A 13,916-nucleotide genomic window follows, 5' to 3' on the forward strand; every position below is an offset into this window, starting at 1 on the left:
TTGCACTAAAAAAAGTGATGAAGCTAAGTTTATGAAAATTAAAGCCATTATTCATCCAGCAGAAGAAGGGGGCTATTGGGCAGAAGTCCCAGCCCTTCCCGGCTGCATTACCGAAGGCGATACCTGGGAAGAGGTTACGCAGAATTTACAAGACGCCGTTGAGGGTTGGCTGAGTGTTGCGAATAATAGTCTGAAAAAAACAGATACCACCGACGAAATTGTGTAAAAACAGGGCTGGTTTTTACAGAGAATTACAGGAATCCTGTAGATTTACGACAATCCCCCAGAATAAAAAATTCTCTCTATTCCTGTCCATAGTAATCAGGACTTAAATATTGGCACTTTAAAGGCATTGATGAAAGTAGCCAGTCTCCTAGAGGATGAATTGTGAAAAAAGACCCGGATTCAATTACCCAGCAATCATCCTGACATCTCCTGTGCCATAATGGTTTTATTTGAACCCGTGAGGGAGAGGTTGCTGCCCCGATGGGAGGAGAGGATGGGATAAGATACTGATGACGATGATTCGCGAGGTCACAATTCGAGGCTTCAAGTCCATTTACTCCGCCACCCTAGAACTTGGCAGAGTGAATTGCTTCATTGGGGCCAATGGAGCGGGCAAAAGTAACTTGCTGGAAGCCCTGGGAGTCTTAGGAGCCGCAGCTAATGGCGTGGTTGATGATGAAAGCCTGCTGCGTCGTGGGGTGCGCGCAGGCTTACCCAGGCTGTATAAAAGCTCTTTTGCGACCGATCGCACTCCTGCCCATATTGCCATTGAGGTCACCGGCTCAGGTAACGAAGCTTATCGCGTTTCTCTGCTCAACCCCCTCGATTCCCCTGAACCGGCTTGGTCGTATAAAACCGAAGTCCTCAGCGATGGCAATCAGGAAATCCTTTCTGATGGCATTCGCAACAAGAAGAACCTCAACCCCAAAGCGGGCTTGGCTGCCTTGCAGTTGGTGGAGCTAGACCCCAAGAATCCGGCGGCTCAACTGATGCAGCGCCTCCAGGAATTTGCCATCTACTGCCCGAACACTCCCACTCTGCGTGGCATTGTCCCGGACCAACAATCGCGCCTCCCCCTGGGTGTGAGCGGTGGACTACTCGCTGAAGGGTTTGCCTCCCTGCGCGAATATTTAGAGGGTAGAGGGGAAGAAGGTGAGGAGATTCTGGAGCAAGTGCTGGAGTTGATCGACTGGGTGGCTGATATCCAAACCACCAGCTATGGAACAAATCTGCTCTCGCCCAAGGTGCCTCGGACTAAGCTACTCCTAAAATTCAGCGATCGCTTTATGAACCAAAGCCGCAACGAACTCACCGCCTACGATGCCAGCGAAGGCGCACTTTATGTCATCTTGGCGGCGGTGCTTTGCCTGTTACCCCAAGCTCCCCGACTGCTGGCGATCGACAATCTGGATCAAGCCCTGAATCCCCGACTGCTGGTCCGGCTGATTTCCCGTCTTGCGGGCTGGCTTCAGGATAATGACTGCGATCGCCAACTGCTGTTAACGGTCCATAATCCTGCGGCCCTCGATGGTCTGGATTTACTGGATTCTGAGGTGCGCCTGTTTGTGGTAGAGCGCAATAGCAACGGTCAAACCTGTATCCGTCGCCTCACTCTCACCCCTGAACTCACTCAACTGAACCAGCAATATCCCCTCTCACGCCTCTGGATTATGGGGCATCTAGGAGCGGTCCCCAATGTCTGATCCGTTAAAAATTGCCCTAGTAGCCGAAGGGCCAACGGATTTTGAAGTGATTCAAGCCGCCCTTAAAGCCGTGTTACCCGATCCATTTATCATGACCCTGGTGCAACCGGAAGCGACTCAACCGCAAATGGGAGGCGGTTGGGGCGGTGTGCTGAAATGGTGTGACGCGGCGCAACAGAGGCATCATGGCTCCCTGGATACGGACCCCACCCTGATGAGCTTTGATGTGCTGATTATTCATGTGGATGTGGATGTATCGACGGGTGAATATGACAATTGTGGACCCGCAGTGACAGAACTAGCGCAGCAGAACAAGTGGGGAACTCTCCCCTGCTCACAGCCCTGTCCTCCCGTAGCTGATACGGTGGATGCTCTGATGATGGCGATCCAAAGCTGGTTAGGAGGCGCTACTCCCGGCGATCGGACGGTGTTCTGCCTGCCTGCCCAATCCTCCGGCACTTGGTTAGCAGCGGCGGTACTCGCTCCAGGGCATCCTCTCCTAGCCAAGGGCGAGTGCGATGTCAATCTAGAGAATAGACTGGCAACCCTACCCAAGGGACAGCGCATCAAGAAAAACAAGCGAGAGTACCAAGTCAATGCGCCAAGCATTACCCAGCATTGGACACAAGTCAAAGGACTTTGTACCCAAGCCGCCAATTTTGAGCAGACTGTATTAACGGTAGTCCGTTCCTTGGAGTAGGGGCTTGGTGCTTTTTCTCTAGCTCTGTCAAGGTGTATTTTTAGGGGCTTCGATGCGATCGCCTGAAAAGGGTGATGAGACAAAACCCTGACATGAGGTCAGTCATAAACCCTGTTTTTCTTATCAATATGTGCGCCAAAATAAGTTGAATCAAACTGATGTAATGGTTCAGCTTGACTATCGATCGCCCCAATTAAGTCACCGATTTTTTCAGATAACGGTTCCGCTTCAGGCTGGGGTTTTTCAAGTTGAGATAAAATCCAACTTGCGGGAGTTAACCCTTGTTTTTGGGCGACTTCTAGGATGGCTTGATAAGTTTTTTCAGATAGAATCAGGGTATGTTCTGACATAATTTTACTCAGTTAACCTGCTCCGATTTTAACTCTAATCCATACAAATGGCAACGATGCAATTCAAGCCCAAAAGTAGGGGCGTTACCAGGAAAATACCCAGGCTAATTTTTGCCAAATACTGCCATTCTCCCGAACCCGCCTTTACCCCGGTCAAGGGGCTGTGACTCTAAGCTATAGCAGTTCCCGGACTCATGAGGTACGTTTCAAAGCCCCTCTCCCTTTCTGGGAGAGGGGTTTGGGGTGAGGGCCGTACCTTATGGAGATGAGAAACGCTATAGGAGATTTGGGTTATTCCCATCATTTTTGGCAGAGGGTGACACAGCCTACATCTGCTTAAATCTTAGCAGCCACGAAAGCGATCGCCCTCCAATTGCCGATGCCATATCGCCTACACTCAGAAACCTTCTGTCAGATGCAAAAACAGATTGCCCATCCCAAATCGAGCAACTGGTTAGAGCAAATTAGCGGATCTTTCAAGGATGAACCGGCTTTTGAAGAAATCCTCGCATTAGGGCAAGCCATTCGCCGAGGGGATGAGTCGGTATTAGATCCCTCAGAAATAAAATGAGATATTTATTAGATACAGATGATCTGAGCATTCTGCAACGTCAATCTGGGGCATATTATCACAATCTTGTGGCACCAATGGCTCAATATCCCCTCGATAATTTGGCGATTTCAATTATCACAATTCAGGAACCAATGCTGGGCTGTCATGCCTAGATTAACCGCCCTCGTTATCCCAATGAATTGGTTAAAGGTTATGAAATCATGGAACCGCTAGTAGCTGACTTTCAACGATTACCCATTCTCCCTTTTGATGCGATCGCCTCCCACACCTTAGACCAGTTAAACTCACAACGGATTCAACTGGCTCAGATGGATGCGCGAATGGCGGCGATCGCGCTTTCTCAGCCAATGATTTGATTAACTCGTAATCATCGAGACTTTAGCAAAGTGGCAGGATTAGCAATAGAAAATTGGACAATTTGAAGTAGGGGAATGTAGATAGCGATCGCTCTTATTAAATGACTCTTCAAATCTAGGCGATCGCTCTCATTGTTCGGTGTTCTCTGTGTCCCTGTGGTGAAAAATCCCCAGGGTGATTTTATCGAGAAATAGAGGGGCGATCGATTATCAGAAATGGACCGATTTAACTCATTGCTTCAGAGTAAACCATCAGTCTTGAAGTTCAGGAACCCGATCGCTTTCATATTGTTCAATTAAAACACCGAGAATATCCATCAGTGAAGCCAGAGGATGTGCTTCATCTTCGCCAACTTCATCAATCAGGCGATCGAGCCAATCAACCAGATCTTGATAACTGGCTTCATCGCGGGGAATGACTAATTTAGTTGCTAGGGGCTGCCACAATTTTTGAGTTTCATCAATGCTCAACATTTTTACTCTCTCCATTTTCCTCGATCATACTCTGCATGAGTCAAAACTGCCCGAATCTAAATTTTTTGTCGATTATAGTGAATCGCCGCTATTAACCGTACTTTGTTACCACCAATATTAAACACTGTGAGGTTATCAACTTGGTCAGCACTGGGAAACTCGTTACGAAGTTCAACAAAGGAATTAAATGTTCCTGATTTCACCAGTTGATACCAACGAGCCAATGCGCTTTCTGTGTCCGGGTACTTTGCTGCAAATTCATTGAGCCGTTTGCGTGTGATAACGTGCATAATGAAACTCAGGGATATTACCCAATTATATCATCGGTTTTAATGTCTGCGTCGCGCTCCTTAAATTTCCTCTCCCAAGAACGAAAAAGGCGATTTCCTCTGCGAATCTTAAAGAGTTAGTCAGGAAGTAGGTTGGGTTGAGGAAGGAAACCCGATGCCCACAAATATTTACCCTAGAAACTCAACGATTCTCTCCGGGATGTAAAAGCGATCGCCTTCCAATTGCAGATAACATATCCCCTAGACTCAGAAACCTTCTGTGAGAGTTTCTGCATCCTCACAGAGATTGTGCCAGAAAATCGGTTTCTGAGGTACAATTGCTGTAAACCAAAAATCTCAACCCTGCTTGTCCAGACAATATCTATATGAACAGTCAAGAAATCACTGCCATATTTGATGGTCAATCCTTGCAATTAGAATCGCCCTTAAACCTAGAAGTAGGAACAAGAGTCAGCACCCCCGGCTGAAGCACGGGGGCTTCCTGCCCCCCGCTTTCAGGTAGCTGACCAGCTTAAGCCTTAACTGGCTACGTTCAGAGCAAGAGTTAAAGTTCCTACCCTGGAATGCGTGCTAGTTCCAGGCACTAGAACCAAATCGTTAAACAGTCCTAAGGGGTTAAGACAGTGCGATTTGGAAAGTACCGACTCTGAACATTAGCGTTCGCGCAGCGTGCGCGTTAGCGCATAGCAAACATTACCCCGCAAGGGAGTCGGAGCCAACCATAGCTCCATGGAGGGGCAACCATACCCCTCCACCCCGCAAGGGGGTGCTGGCGGCGGTCAGCCGCTTGAGTCGGTTTTCCTCTCCGCGATAAATCACGGAGCTTCCAACCCTCCCAGGAGTTTTACGTGAAAATTACTGTGGAAACCCTATTTGCCCCTAAAGACACCCCCAAGACATTTCTACAAACAGCCCAGTCCTTACAGTTACAAGGGAAGCCCGATTGGTCCGAGAACATTGACCAGTATCTATACGGAAACTCCATTACTGAGGATGATTGAAGTCTTTTTAGATACATCTTTTGCCATTGCTTTATCTTCCATTACAGACCAACATCATGGTAAAGCCGTTTAATTAGCCACTCAACTAGAACACGCCAACCCGGTTTTTATTATAGAGAGATAGCTAGTACAGCAAATCAGATGAGTGGTATTGACAGAGAAATATATATAGAAAACCGAACCAGTCTGATTGACAAACATTTACCCGAAACCGAAAAATCCCAAAGAGAACTGAAAACCGAAGGAATGGTCTATTTATTTAACGATCGCCAGACAATGGAGAGGGTGGGAGAGGAAATTAAGCAAAGAGGAGAAAGGACGGGAGCGGAAGATTCAGAAGACAAATACGAACGCTATGGATTATTTTTTGCCGAACCAATTGGGTATATCCTCAAATTAGATGGAACGAGAATTCCTCTCCACTATGGAGAAATAAAAATAAAAAAAAGCACAGGGAAATATCATGTCATACCTCGCACCAGACCGCGCACCACAAAATCCTGAAAACGCCAAAACGCAAATTACGACCAGAGAAGAAAAACAATGGGAGTTTGCCGAAATCTGGGTAGACCCTTGGCTTTCACCCCCTCATATTCTGATGTTAGTTAAAGAACAATCCGGTAAATTCTCGATTCAAAATCCGGCAGAAAACTATAAATCTATCTTTACCAGTGATACTTACGAAGAAAGTCAAATGTGGTTGCTGGAAGATGAATACGAACGAGTCACAGGTCGGTTTGGGCAACCGGAGTAAAAGCAAGGCGATCGCTTTTTGTTATAGGGGTAGGTTGGGTTGAGGAAGGAAACCCGATGCCCACAAATATTTACCCTAGAAACTCAACGATTCTCTCCGGGATGTAAAAGCGATCGCCTTCCAATTGCAGATAACATATCCCCTAGACTCAGAAACCTTCTGTCAGAGTTTCTGCATCCTCACAGAGATTTTGCTATAAACCCGGTTTCTTGGCATAAGTCAGAGCGATCGCCCATGCTAGAATTATCATAGACCGTAAGGCTGAATGCAGCGTAGAAGCATTAACGTTGAGGAGAATATAACCATGTCTGCAAGAGAACAATTAATTCGTGAGATTTCCCAAATCCCGGATCCTTTAGTAACAGAAGTGTTAAACTTCTTACTCTTCATCAAAGCCAAAAATCAACAAGATGATTCGGCGGCATCAAATTCAGAAACTCAAGAAGAACCATCTTTTTTAAAGTTTATAGATAAAATTAATTCTGAAATTATCGCAGAAGAAAACACCAAGCTACCAACGGACTTCTCCAAGAATATAGACCACTATTTGTATGGATCGCCCAAGGAATAAGCATGAAAAAAATCTTGGCGGATACAGGCTATTGGATTGCCTTACTAAATCCCGATGACGATCTACATCCCCAAGCTAGAAACATGGCAATTTATCTAAAAAATGTGTCTATTGTCACCAGTGAAATGGTGTTTACTGAATTACTCAATGCTTTTTCGGGAAAGGGACGTTTTTATAGAGAAAAATCTGTGATATTTATTAATCACGCCTTGGATAATTCTGAAATTCAAGTCGTCAGTCAAACCAATGAACTCTTTAAAAGCGCACTTGAGTTATATCATAGCCGACCCGATCAAGCATGGAGTCACACAGATTGCACCTCATTTAAAATTATGTAACAACAAAATATATTAGAAGCACTGGCTTATGATAAACATTTTGAACAAGCTGGATTTGTCGCTTGATTGCGTTAGGGAATTACGCGATCGCACCCTATTTTTTCCCTCTCCTTGAACCCTGAAACCGGGTTTCTTTGGTAGGAGCGATCGCCTTCCAATTGCGGATACCATATCGCCTGAGACTCAGAAACCTGGCTGATGTGAGGGTTTCTCTATCTTCCCCAAGATGTCAACTAGAAACCGGGTTGATCGGCATTTCTGTGACCAGTAACAATGGTTAGTGTCATGATAACTCGTCTGATTTAACCTCCAAACTTCGTAGGCGGTTAATAGCTGCCGCTAATTCAAAACGTCGGAACATAGCTAAATCTCCCTGGGGAAAAGGACTAATGATATCCAAACCCTTTTCATCAAGATCTGCCATAACTTGATCAAGAATTTCTGGGAGAGTTTTTACCCCATCAATGTATCTGTTTTTAGCGTAAACCATCGCCTCAGCGATCGCCTTTAATTGGTCTTTAGAAACCAACTGTTCCACCGCCGATAAATCCACATCCTCCGACCCCAAAGTTACCTCATCCACATCTCGCACTTTCACCCGCACATCTCGCTTTCCACGACTAGGATCAAGACTTTCTGCTAGGGGAACCCGTGGCTTAATATTACCAAACTTTTGACCCCCTTCTGAGGTGCGACCCGTGGTATATTCAGCAGCGATCGCCTTAGCTTTTTCCGTCAATTCCACTGGCTGAAAATTATCCATAGCTATCACCGTATCAGCCACATCAAAATAGTCGCCACTTCCCCCATCACCAGAATAGTAGACACCCCATAATCATGGTATAATTGTTTAACCTTATCAATAAAAGGCGTAATCGGTTCCTGTTCCTTCGCAATTAAAGCCTGCATGCGGCGATCGCGAATCATAAAATTAGTCGCCGCCGTATCCTCATCTACCAGTAACACCGGAGGAGTCGGTTGTTCTCCTAAAATTAATGCTTCCAAGGCTTCCATAATATTAGCCGCTTGGGACGTGCTACCACTAGCATTTTCCGTCGAAAAATCAGTAGTCGATCGCCCTTGGGGAAGCTGATTAATAAAAGGTGAAATATCCACCCCCGCCACACTGCGACCATCTTCGGCGCGCACTTTCACAGCAGCCGCCTCCGTCACCACAAATTCTCTGCCATCATCAGGGATATGGTTATAAACTCCCCTTTCAATAGCTTTAAGAAGAGTCGATTTTCCATGATATCCACCCCCCACAATTAGCGTAATTCCCCTAGGAATACCCAAACCCCTAATCGGTCCCGCGTTGGGTCGGTTTAGTTCAACTTCTAACGAACCCGGAGACTGAAAAGCGATCGCATTTTCCCGAGATAAGGGGCCGTCATTCACCCCACTTTGGCGCGGTAAAATAGCATCATTAGCAATAAAAGCTACCAGGGAATGATCGCCTAATTGTTGTCGCAGACTTTCCGTATCTTCCACCGTTTCCACGTGACGCTGACAGGCTGCTTGGTCTAGGTTTTCGTATTTGAGGGCGCGATCGACAATAGCCGGAATATCCTCACATAACATAGCCACCGCTTGGCGACCCAGAATATTGCGACCCCTGGCTGGGAGTCCCACAAAAAAGCGAATTTCGATGCCTTTTTCCGACGCGGCGGCTATCGGTTTCCCCCGTTGTAGCGCCGGGTTTCCTCCTATGGTTTTCGGGGTTCGGTTAGCGACCTCCACTAGGTAGGCGGAAGTCCGCGCCAGCACTTCCTGACCAACCCTGGTAATCGCAATCATACCACTTTTACCCGTACCCCGACGACTGCTAATTTCATAAGCCGCGCGGTCAAACTGTCGGGTAAGATAGTCTCTTAGGGCTACTTCTCGGATCGGGTTTTTGTATAGTTGCGGCGGAAAATTGGCGATCGCTGGTGGAATTTGTACCCGAAATTTACTGGGGGAAGCAAAGGGATCGCCCTGGACATAATCAATAATTAGGGTAAAGTCGGGAAATTCATATTCACCCGATATATCTTTATAGGCTTTATAACCTCGGTTGTCGAGGTCTAGTAATTTTTGATGCAGATACTGTTTACTATTCATGGGCAAAATTTACCGTAATAATCAGATGGTAACTGGCTGGACAATATATCTTAATTAGGTGCAATTATAAGCCCTAATTAATTATTGATAATTAGTCGGATATCTGGATAGCAACCAATTGAGGATATCAGCCCGTTATGCAGCTATAATATTTTACCATATCCGGGAATGTTTACTCCCTTGACTCCGGCTGTATATTTAGCTGTTTATCGCCAATTTCTACATAGTTATGATGCTGATAAATATAAGGAACTGTCGTCGATGAAATCTTCACCAATACCGGAGGTGCCGGAAGTATGTGGATGGAACTAGCATCAAATTCGTTGTTGATTTCCATCAACGCCTTAATTTCTGTCTCTAGGCTATCGGATAATTTGTTTATTTTTGCCGATTGCTTGATTAATTTTTCCCAGATAATTTGGGCTTGGGCTTGATACATTTGAGATTGCTTTACCGCCAGAGTTGCTTGCAGATTTTTGACCTTCATTACAGCCACTTTAATATCTTGATCAAGATGCTGTAAGTTCACTTTTAGGTCAGCGATCGCTTGTTGTTCTTGGTGATGAAATTCGGTCATGGCTGACCCTGATTTATCTTCAGGAAATATCAACTTTACCTGAAAAGCTGACCGGATACGGCGGACGGCATGATATTCAGCGATCGCCTCATTTAATCTCAGATTAAGGCTATCCCATTCCTGTTTCAGTTCCCCCAGACTTTTTGCCATAATTTTACCTCTAATTTAATGGACTAATCACAGGATTGTAAACTACTTAAAAGCACTACTATTCTATCAATAGCTTCTCGTAATTCCTGAGTTGATAAATTCGACTGATTCACTATAATAGCAAAAGCCAACGGCGAATAACTCTCAGATTTTACATAACCCGCCAGAGAAGACATACCCCTCATAGTCCCAGTTTTTGCCCATACCTGACCCTGTGCGGGCGTATTTTGAAAGCGTCTTTCCAGAGTGCCACTGACCCCCGCCAACGGGATAGCATCTTCATAAATTTCCCAGTGGGGAGAGTTCCACATTACCCGCAAAGTTTCCACTAACACTTGGGGAGTAGCCAGGTTATGACGAGACAACCCAGAACCATCTCGCAGCACATACCCATCGCGACTAACCCCTAAATTATCTAGCACTTCTACTATCATATTTAATCCCGAACTGGCTGCATCCAAACTAGGTCTTTGGACTCCCAAAGTTCTGACAATTGCCTCAGCAAATACATTATTACTTTGCATATTTAAAGTCTTCACCAATTCCGACAATGGCGGTGATTCCACCCAGGCAACTTCCGGTTCCGAACGCTGAGAATAATTAGCCAGTATCCCCCTATTGACAGATATTTCTTGTTGTGATAATATGGTTGTGAATCCCTCCAAAAAGTTGGCGCCCGGATTAACAACAGCCGCAAAAACATTTTCTGGTTCCGCCCCAATATGCAACTGCCCAGACACCCGAATAATCGGTTCCGTAAAAGAGCGCCCAATCGCTACAAATTCAGGTTCTGTAGTGCTAACAGTCCGGGTTTGATTATCAATTTGCCAGCCGATTCCTTGTTCAGGTCTAACCCAGGTTACTCGTAAAGGTTGCCCCACATTTTCAGTCGGCCAGAGTTTTAAATCTAGGGAATTTTGATGTAAAATCAGACTATTAACCGGGGCTCCATAACCCGCTTGTACATCTTCCCATTCCCAGTTAGGATTCAGAGTCATCCCCGGAAAATATCCGTCCTTAGCCACCAACGTATCAATTTGGGAAATACCGCGATCGCGCAATTGTTCGGCTAAACTTTCCAGTTCAGTATTAGTAATGGTCGGGTCGCCTCTTCCCACAATATAAACATTGCCATTGCCACTACTATAAACAGAAGTACGGATGCGAAAATCTGGCCCTAGTGTTTCTATACTCGCCACCGTAGTTAAGAGTTTAATCGTCGAGGCCGGGAGAAAAAAACGCTCCGAGTCCAGACTATATAAAACTTGGCCAGAGTCTAGGGACTCAACCATAATTCCCCAGCGGGAACGAGAGAATTTGGGGTCAAGGGCGATCGCATTAATTTCAGCTTCAAGTACCGCTGGACATATAGACCTAGGTTCGTTGGCCATAACTGGCACAGAGAAACTAAGCAGAGTAGAAATGAGAGCGATCGCAATTGATTTCATAGTCCTTATTCAGAAAATTGCCGCAAATATGTGGAAATATATAAACTGTCAGTATTAATTTAATACATATAACCGTCGTGAAAATTTTTGTTTACCATACCCCCGAATTAACTCCTACAGACAGCATTCCTGATTGTGCGATCGTCGTTGATGTACTCCGGGCCACTACCACCATAGCCACAGCCCTCAACGCCGGGGCCGAAGCCGTCCAAGTCTTCAGCGATATCGATGAACTCATCGAGGTCAGCGAAAAATGGCCCGCCGACAAACGCCTACGAGTTGGTGAAAGGGGGGGGCAAAAAGTCGAAGGTTGCGACCTCGGTAATTCTCCCCTCAACTGTACCCCAGAAGTAGTTGAAGGTAAACGACTCTTTATGACCACCACTAACGGGACCCGCGCCCTCCAGAAGGTTCAGAATGCCCCCGTAGTAATCACATCAGCCTTAGTCAATCGCCGAACCGTCGTAGAATATCTAATGACCACCCAACCAGAAACCATCTGGATAGTAGCATCAGGTTGGGAAGGTAGCTTTTCCCTAGAAGACACAGCCTGTGCCGGGGCCATTATTCATAGCTTGTGTTCAGAAATGGGTTATCCCATAGACAACCTCGGGGGGAATGACGAAGTTTTCGGTGCTGTAGCCCTTTATTACCAGTGGCAAAATCAACTATACAAACTCATGAATATCGCCAGCCATGGTCAACGTCTAGCACGTCTCGAATGCTACCACGACCTGAAATATTGCGCTGACACAGACATTGTAACCGTGCTACCCATCCAAAGCCAACCAGGGGTCTTGATTAAATCCCAAATGAAAATGCAGAGTCTTCAATATTGGATTGAACAACCCCTCCCCTTATAGACACCCATTAACTCTTGCATAAAATCCGGTAATTTCCGGAAGGAGCCAGAAATTACTCCTCAAAGGAGATGTAAGATGCAGGTCCAGGATTAGACTTATGTTAAGGGGGTTATGACACCATCCGGTGAACGCCAGCCTGTTGCTCCGTCGTCTATCTTTAAAGAACGAGATGAGTGGATTTGTGCTATCGAGTGAGCTAGACCTAAAAAGCCCCTTTAACATGACCGAAGCCAACATTACCCCATCTGGGAGATGGCTTAAATGCCAAATTACCCAAATTACGTTTTTGTGGTTGACACACTGGGGCAACCGTTAAGTCCCACTCATCCAGCCAGAGCCAGAAAGTTTTTGAAGCAGGGTTTGGCTGCAGTGTTTAGGACTTATCCATTTACAATTATACTCAAGAAAACCGTTGAGAACCCGGTCAATGAACCATTACGGATTAAGTTATACCCAGGGGCATCAGTGACGGGTATTGCCTTAGTTAATCAGAGTCGGGACACAGTTATCTGGGCGGCTGAATTGACTCATAGAGGAGATAGAATCCGAGCCAAGGCGCGCTCAACGTCGCGTGGTTCGCCGCCACCGTCGTTGCCGAAAAACTCGTTACCGTCAAGCCCGATTCAATAACAGAAAGCGCCAAGAAGGATGGTTCGCTCCCAGCCTCAAACATCGAGTTGAAACCACCTTGACCTCGGTCAATCGACTGATTTATTCTAGCCCGATAACCGACATATCAATGGAGTTAGTACGATTTGACACCCAAAAACTGCTAAACCCGGAAATATCTGGAGTTGAATACCAGCAAGGGGTTTTGTTCGGATACGAGTTGAGAGAATATCTCTTGACGAAATGGCAACACCAGTGTGCCTACTGTGGTGCCCAAAATATCCCTTTAGAAATCGAACACATTCAGCCAAAAAGCCAGGGTGGTTCCGACCGAGTTAGCAATCTGGCTATTGCTTGCCATAAATGCCATCAGAAAAAAGGTTCTCAGCCCGCCCGTGAGTTTCTTTTGCCGAAACCCGAAATCTTGAAGCGGTGTAGCGTGCAGGCCAAAGCCCCCCTGAAAAATGCGGCCGCCGTCAACTCTACACGATGGGCATTGTTTAGCCGTCTAAAGGAAACAGGATTACCTATTGAAATGGGCACCGGAGGTTTAACAAAATATAATCGGACGGTTCAAGGACTACCGAAAACCCATTGGCTAGATGCGGCTTGTGTGGGAAAAAGCACCACCCCCCGGTTGAAAATCAAAACTCATCAGCCACTACTAATTACTTGTTTTGGGCGCGGTAGCCGTCAAAAAGCGGCTCCTAACAAGAGGCTTCCGATTCGCCATAACCCATTAAAACCAATTAAGGGATGGCTTACCGGCCACATAGCCAAGCATAGAACTCATGGAATCGGTAGAATCACCCCGTCGAGTCGCGGCAGTTTGGTTTTAACCAAACCTGACCAAACTCAGTTTTCAGTCAAACCAATAGATTTGAAACCGGTTTTGAGAAGAGATGGCTATTTGTATAAATTTTCCTGAGTTTTCCGGTCATTACCAGGTTCTAGACTTGCTGCGCCACCTGCTACGCTCCCCAAGTGTCATTCAGGGAACGTCGCTATGTTAAGCAAGGAGAGCATGATTTAATCTCAAATTAGGTTAA

17 protein-coding genes and 2 pseudogenes are annotated in these 13,916 nt (G+C 46.0%); 12 read left to right on the forward strand and 7 right to left on the reverse strand.

All coding sequences use genetic code 11. The features are described from left to right. The first annotated feature begins 31 nt into the window (after window positions 1–31). The 3 genes from NLZ44_RS16445 to NLZ44_RS16455 all read left to right on the forward strand — a co-directional run bounded on the left by NLZ44_RS16445 (window position 32) and on the right by NLZ44_RS16455 (window position 2,409). Window positions 32–226: a type II toxin-antitoxin system HicB family antitoxin gene (locus tag NLZ44_RS16445; protein WP_493750496.1), complete on the forward strand. Its 195-nt coding sequence runs from the start codon at window positions 32–34 to the stop codon at window positions 224–226. A gap of 295 nt (window positions 227–521) precedes the next feature. After that, the gene (locus tag NLZ44_RS16450; protein ID WP_493753017.1) at window positions 522–1,709 is read left to right on the forward strand and encodes an AAA family ATPase; all 1,188 of its coding nucleotides are present in this window, start codon (window positions 522–524) and stop codon (window positions 1,707–1,709) included. After that, entirely contained in the window at window positions 1,702–2,409 is a 708-nt protein-coding gene (locus tag NLZ44_RS16455) for a hypothetical protein (RefSeq protein WP_493750497.1), read from the forward strand. Before NLZ44_RS16450 ends, NLZ44_RS16455 begins: the two co-directional genes overlap by 8 nt. Window positions 2,410–2,507: 98 nt before the next feature. On the opposite strand, the gene NLZ44_RS16460 is transcribed toward NLZ44_RS16455, so the two are convergent. Continuing rightward, window positions 2,508–2,759, reverse strand: coding sequence for a hypothetical protein (locus tag NLZ44_RS16460; protein ID WP_493750498.1), 252 nt, complete (start codon window positions 2,757–2,759; stop codon window positions 2,508–2,510). A 379-nt stretch (window positions 2,760–3,138) separates the two neighbouring features. Between NLZ44_RS16460 and NLZ44_RS16465 the strand changes: the two genes are divergently transcribed. Next, on the forward strand, window positions 3,139–3,330 hold the full coding sequence (locus NLZ44_RS16465; RefSeq protein ID WP_152343996.1) for a hypothetical protein: 192 nt from the start codon (window positions 3,139–3,141) through the stop codon (window positions 3,328–3,330). 203 nt (window positions 3,331–3,533) lie between these two features. Continuing rightward, a complete protein-coding gene (locus NLZ44_RS16470; protein ID WP_199456263.1) occupies window positions 3,534–3,689 on the forward strand; it encodes a hypothetical protein in 156 nt (51 codons plus the stop codon). Window positions 3,690–3,941: 252 nt separating this feature from the next. On the opposite strand, the gene NLZ44_RS16475 is transcribed toward NLZ44_RS16470, so the two are convergent. Next, window positions 3,942–4,163 (reverse strand): hypothetical protein, encoded by a 222-nt coding sequence (locus tag NLZ44_RS16475; RefSeq protein WP_006622783.1) that lies wholly within the window; start codon window positions 4,161–4,163, stop codon window positions 3,942–3,944. A gap of 56 nt (window positions 4,164–4,219) precedes the next feature. Further along, window positions 4,220–4,453 carry a type II toxin-antitoxin system HigB family toxin gene (locus NLZ44_RS16480; RefSeq protein WP_493750499.1) on the reverse strand — a complete coding sequence of 78 codons (234 nt, stop codon included), beginning with the start codon at window positions 4,451–4,453 and terminating at the stop codon, window positions 4,220–4,222. Between the two features lie 1,142 nt (window positions 4,454–5,595). Between NLZ44_RS16480 and NLZ44_RS16485 the strand changes: the two genes are divergently transcribed. Genes NLZ44_RS16485 through NLZ44_RS16505 form a run of 5 tightly spaced genes read left to right on the forward strand, consistent with a single transcriptional unit; the run spans window position 5,596 to window position 7,117 of the window. Beyond that, window positions 5,596–5,958 carry a DUF6972 family protein gene (locus tag NLZ44_RS16485; protein WP_006622789.1) on the forward strand — a complete coding sequence of 121 codons (363 nt, stop codon included), beginning with the start codon at window positions 5,596–5,598 and terminating at the stop codon, window positions 5,956–5,958. Further along, a complete protein-coding gene (locus tag NLZ44_RS16490; protein WP_006622790.1) occupies window positions 5,918–6,208 on the forward strand; it encodes a hypothetical protein in 291 nt (96 codons plus the stop codon). The genes NLZ44_RS16485 and NLZ44_RS16490 overlap by 41 nt, the downstream gene beginning before the upstream one ends. 39 nt (window positions 6,209–6,247) lie before the next feature. Beyond that, a complete protein-coding gene (locus NLZ44_RS16495; RefSeq protein ID WP_493750500.1) occupies window positions 6,248–6,460 on the forward strand; it encodes a hypothetical protein in 213 nt (70 codons plus the stop codon). A 52-nt stretch (window positions 6,461–6,512) separates the two neighbouring features. Next, complete coding sequence (locus NLZ44_RS16500) at window positions 6,513–6,779, forward strand: hypothetical protein (protein ID WP_006622801.1); 267 nt, start codon at window positions 6,513–6,515, stop codon at window positions 6,777–6,779. 2 nt (window positions 6,780–6,781) lie between these two features. After that, on the forward strand, window positions 6,782–7,117 hold the full coding sequence (locus NLZ44_RS16505; RefSeq protein WP_493750501.1) for a type II toxin-antitoxin system VapC family toxin: 336 nt from the start codon (window positions 6,782–6,784) through the stop codon (window positions 7,115–7,117). A gap of 283 nt (window positions 7,118–7,400) precedes the next feature. Here NLZ44_RS16505 and NLZ44_RS16510 read toward each other — a convergent pair whose 3' ends face one another. The 4 genes and pseudogenes from NLZ44_RS16510 to dacB all read right to left on the reverse strand — a co-directional run bounded on the left by NLZ44_RS16510 (window position 7,401) and on the right by dacB (window position 11,395). Further along, on the reverse strand, window positions 7,401–7,721 hold the full coding sequence (locus tag NLZ44_RS16510) for a hypothetical protein (protein ID WP_493753018.1): 321 nt from the start codon (window positions 7,719–7,721) through the stop codon (window positions 7,401–7,403). Window positions 7,722–7,826: 105 nt separating this feature from the next. After that, window positions 7,827–9,220: pseudogene (locus tag NLZ44_RS16515) on the reverse strand (ABC-ATPase domain-containing protein); the annotation flags it as partial. A 172-nt stretch (window positions 9,221–9,392) separates the two neighbouring features. Next, window positions 9,393–9,947: a hypothetical protein gene (locus NLZ44_RS16520; protein WP_493750502.1), complete on the reverse strand. Its 555-nt coding sequence runs from the start codon at window positions 9,945–9,947 to the stop codon at window positions 9,393–9,395. Window positions 9,948–9,970: 23 nt separating this feature from the next. Next, window positions 9,971–11,395 carry a D-alanyl-D-alanine carboxypeptidase/D-alanyl-D-alanine endopeptidase gene (dacB, locus tag NLZ44_RS16525; protein ID WP_493750503.1) on the reverse strand — a complete coding sequence of 475 codons (1,425 nt, stop codon included), beginning with the start codon at window positions 11,393–11,395 and terminating at the stop codon, window positions 9,971–9,973. 77 nt (window positions 11,396–11,472) lie between these two features. On the opposite strand from dacB, the gene NLZ44_RS16530 reads away from it, so the two are divergent. Continuing rightward, complete coding sequence (locus NLZ44_RS16530; RefSeq protein WP_493750504.1) at window positions 11,473–12,258, forward strand: 2-phosphosulfolactate phosphatase family protein; 786 nt, start codon at window positions 11,473–11,475, stop codon at window positions 12,256–12,258. 261 nt (window positions 12,259–12,519) lie between these two features. Continuing rightward, a pseudogene (iscB, locus tag NLZ44_RS16535) lies at window positions 12,520–13,795 on the forward strand (RNA-guided endonuclease IscB). Window positions 13,796–13,916 lie beyond the last annotated feature (121 nt).

The sequence above is a fragment of the Arthrospira sp. PCC 9901 genome (assembly GCF_059013425.1).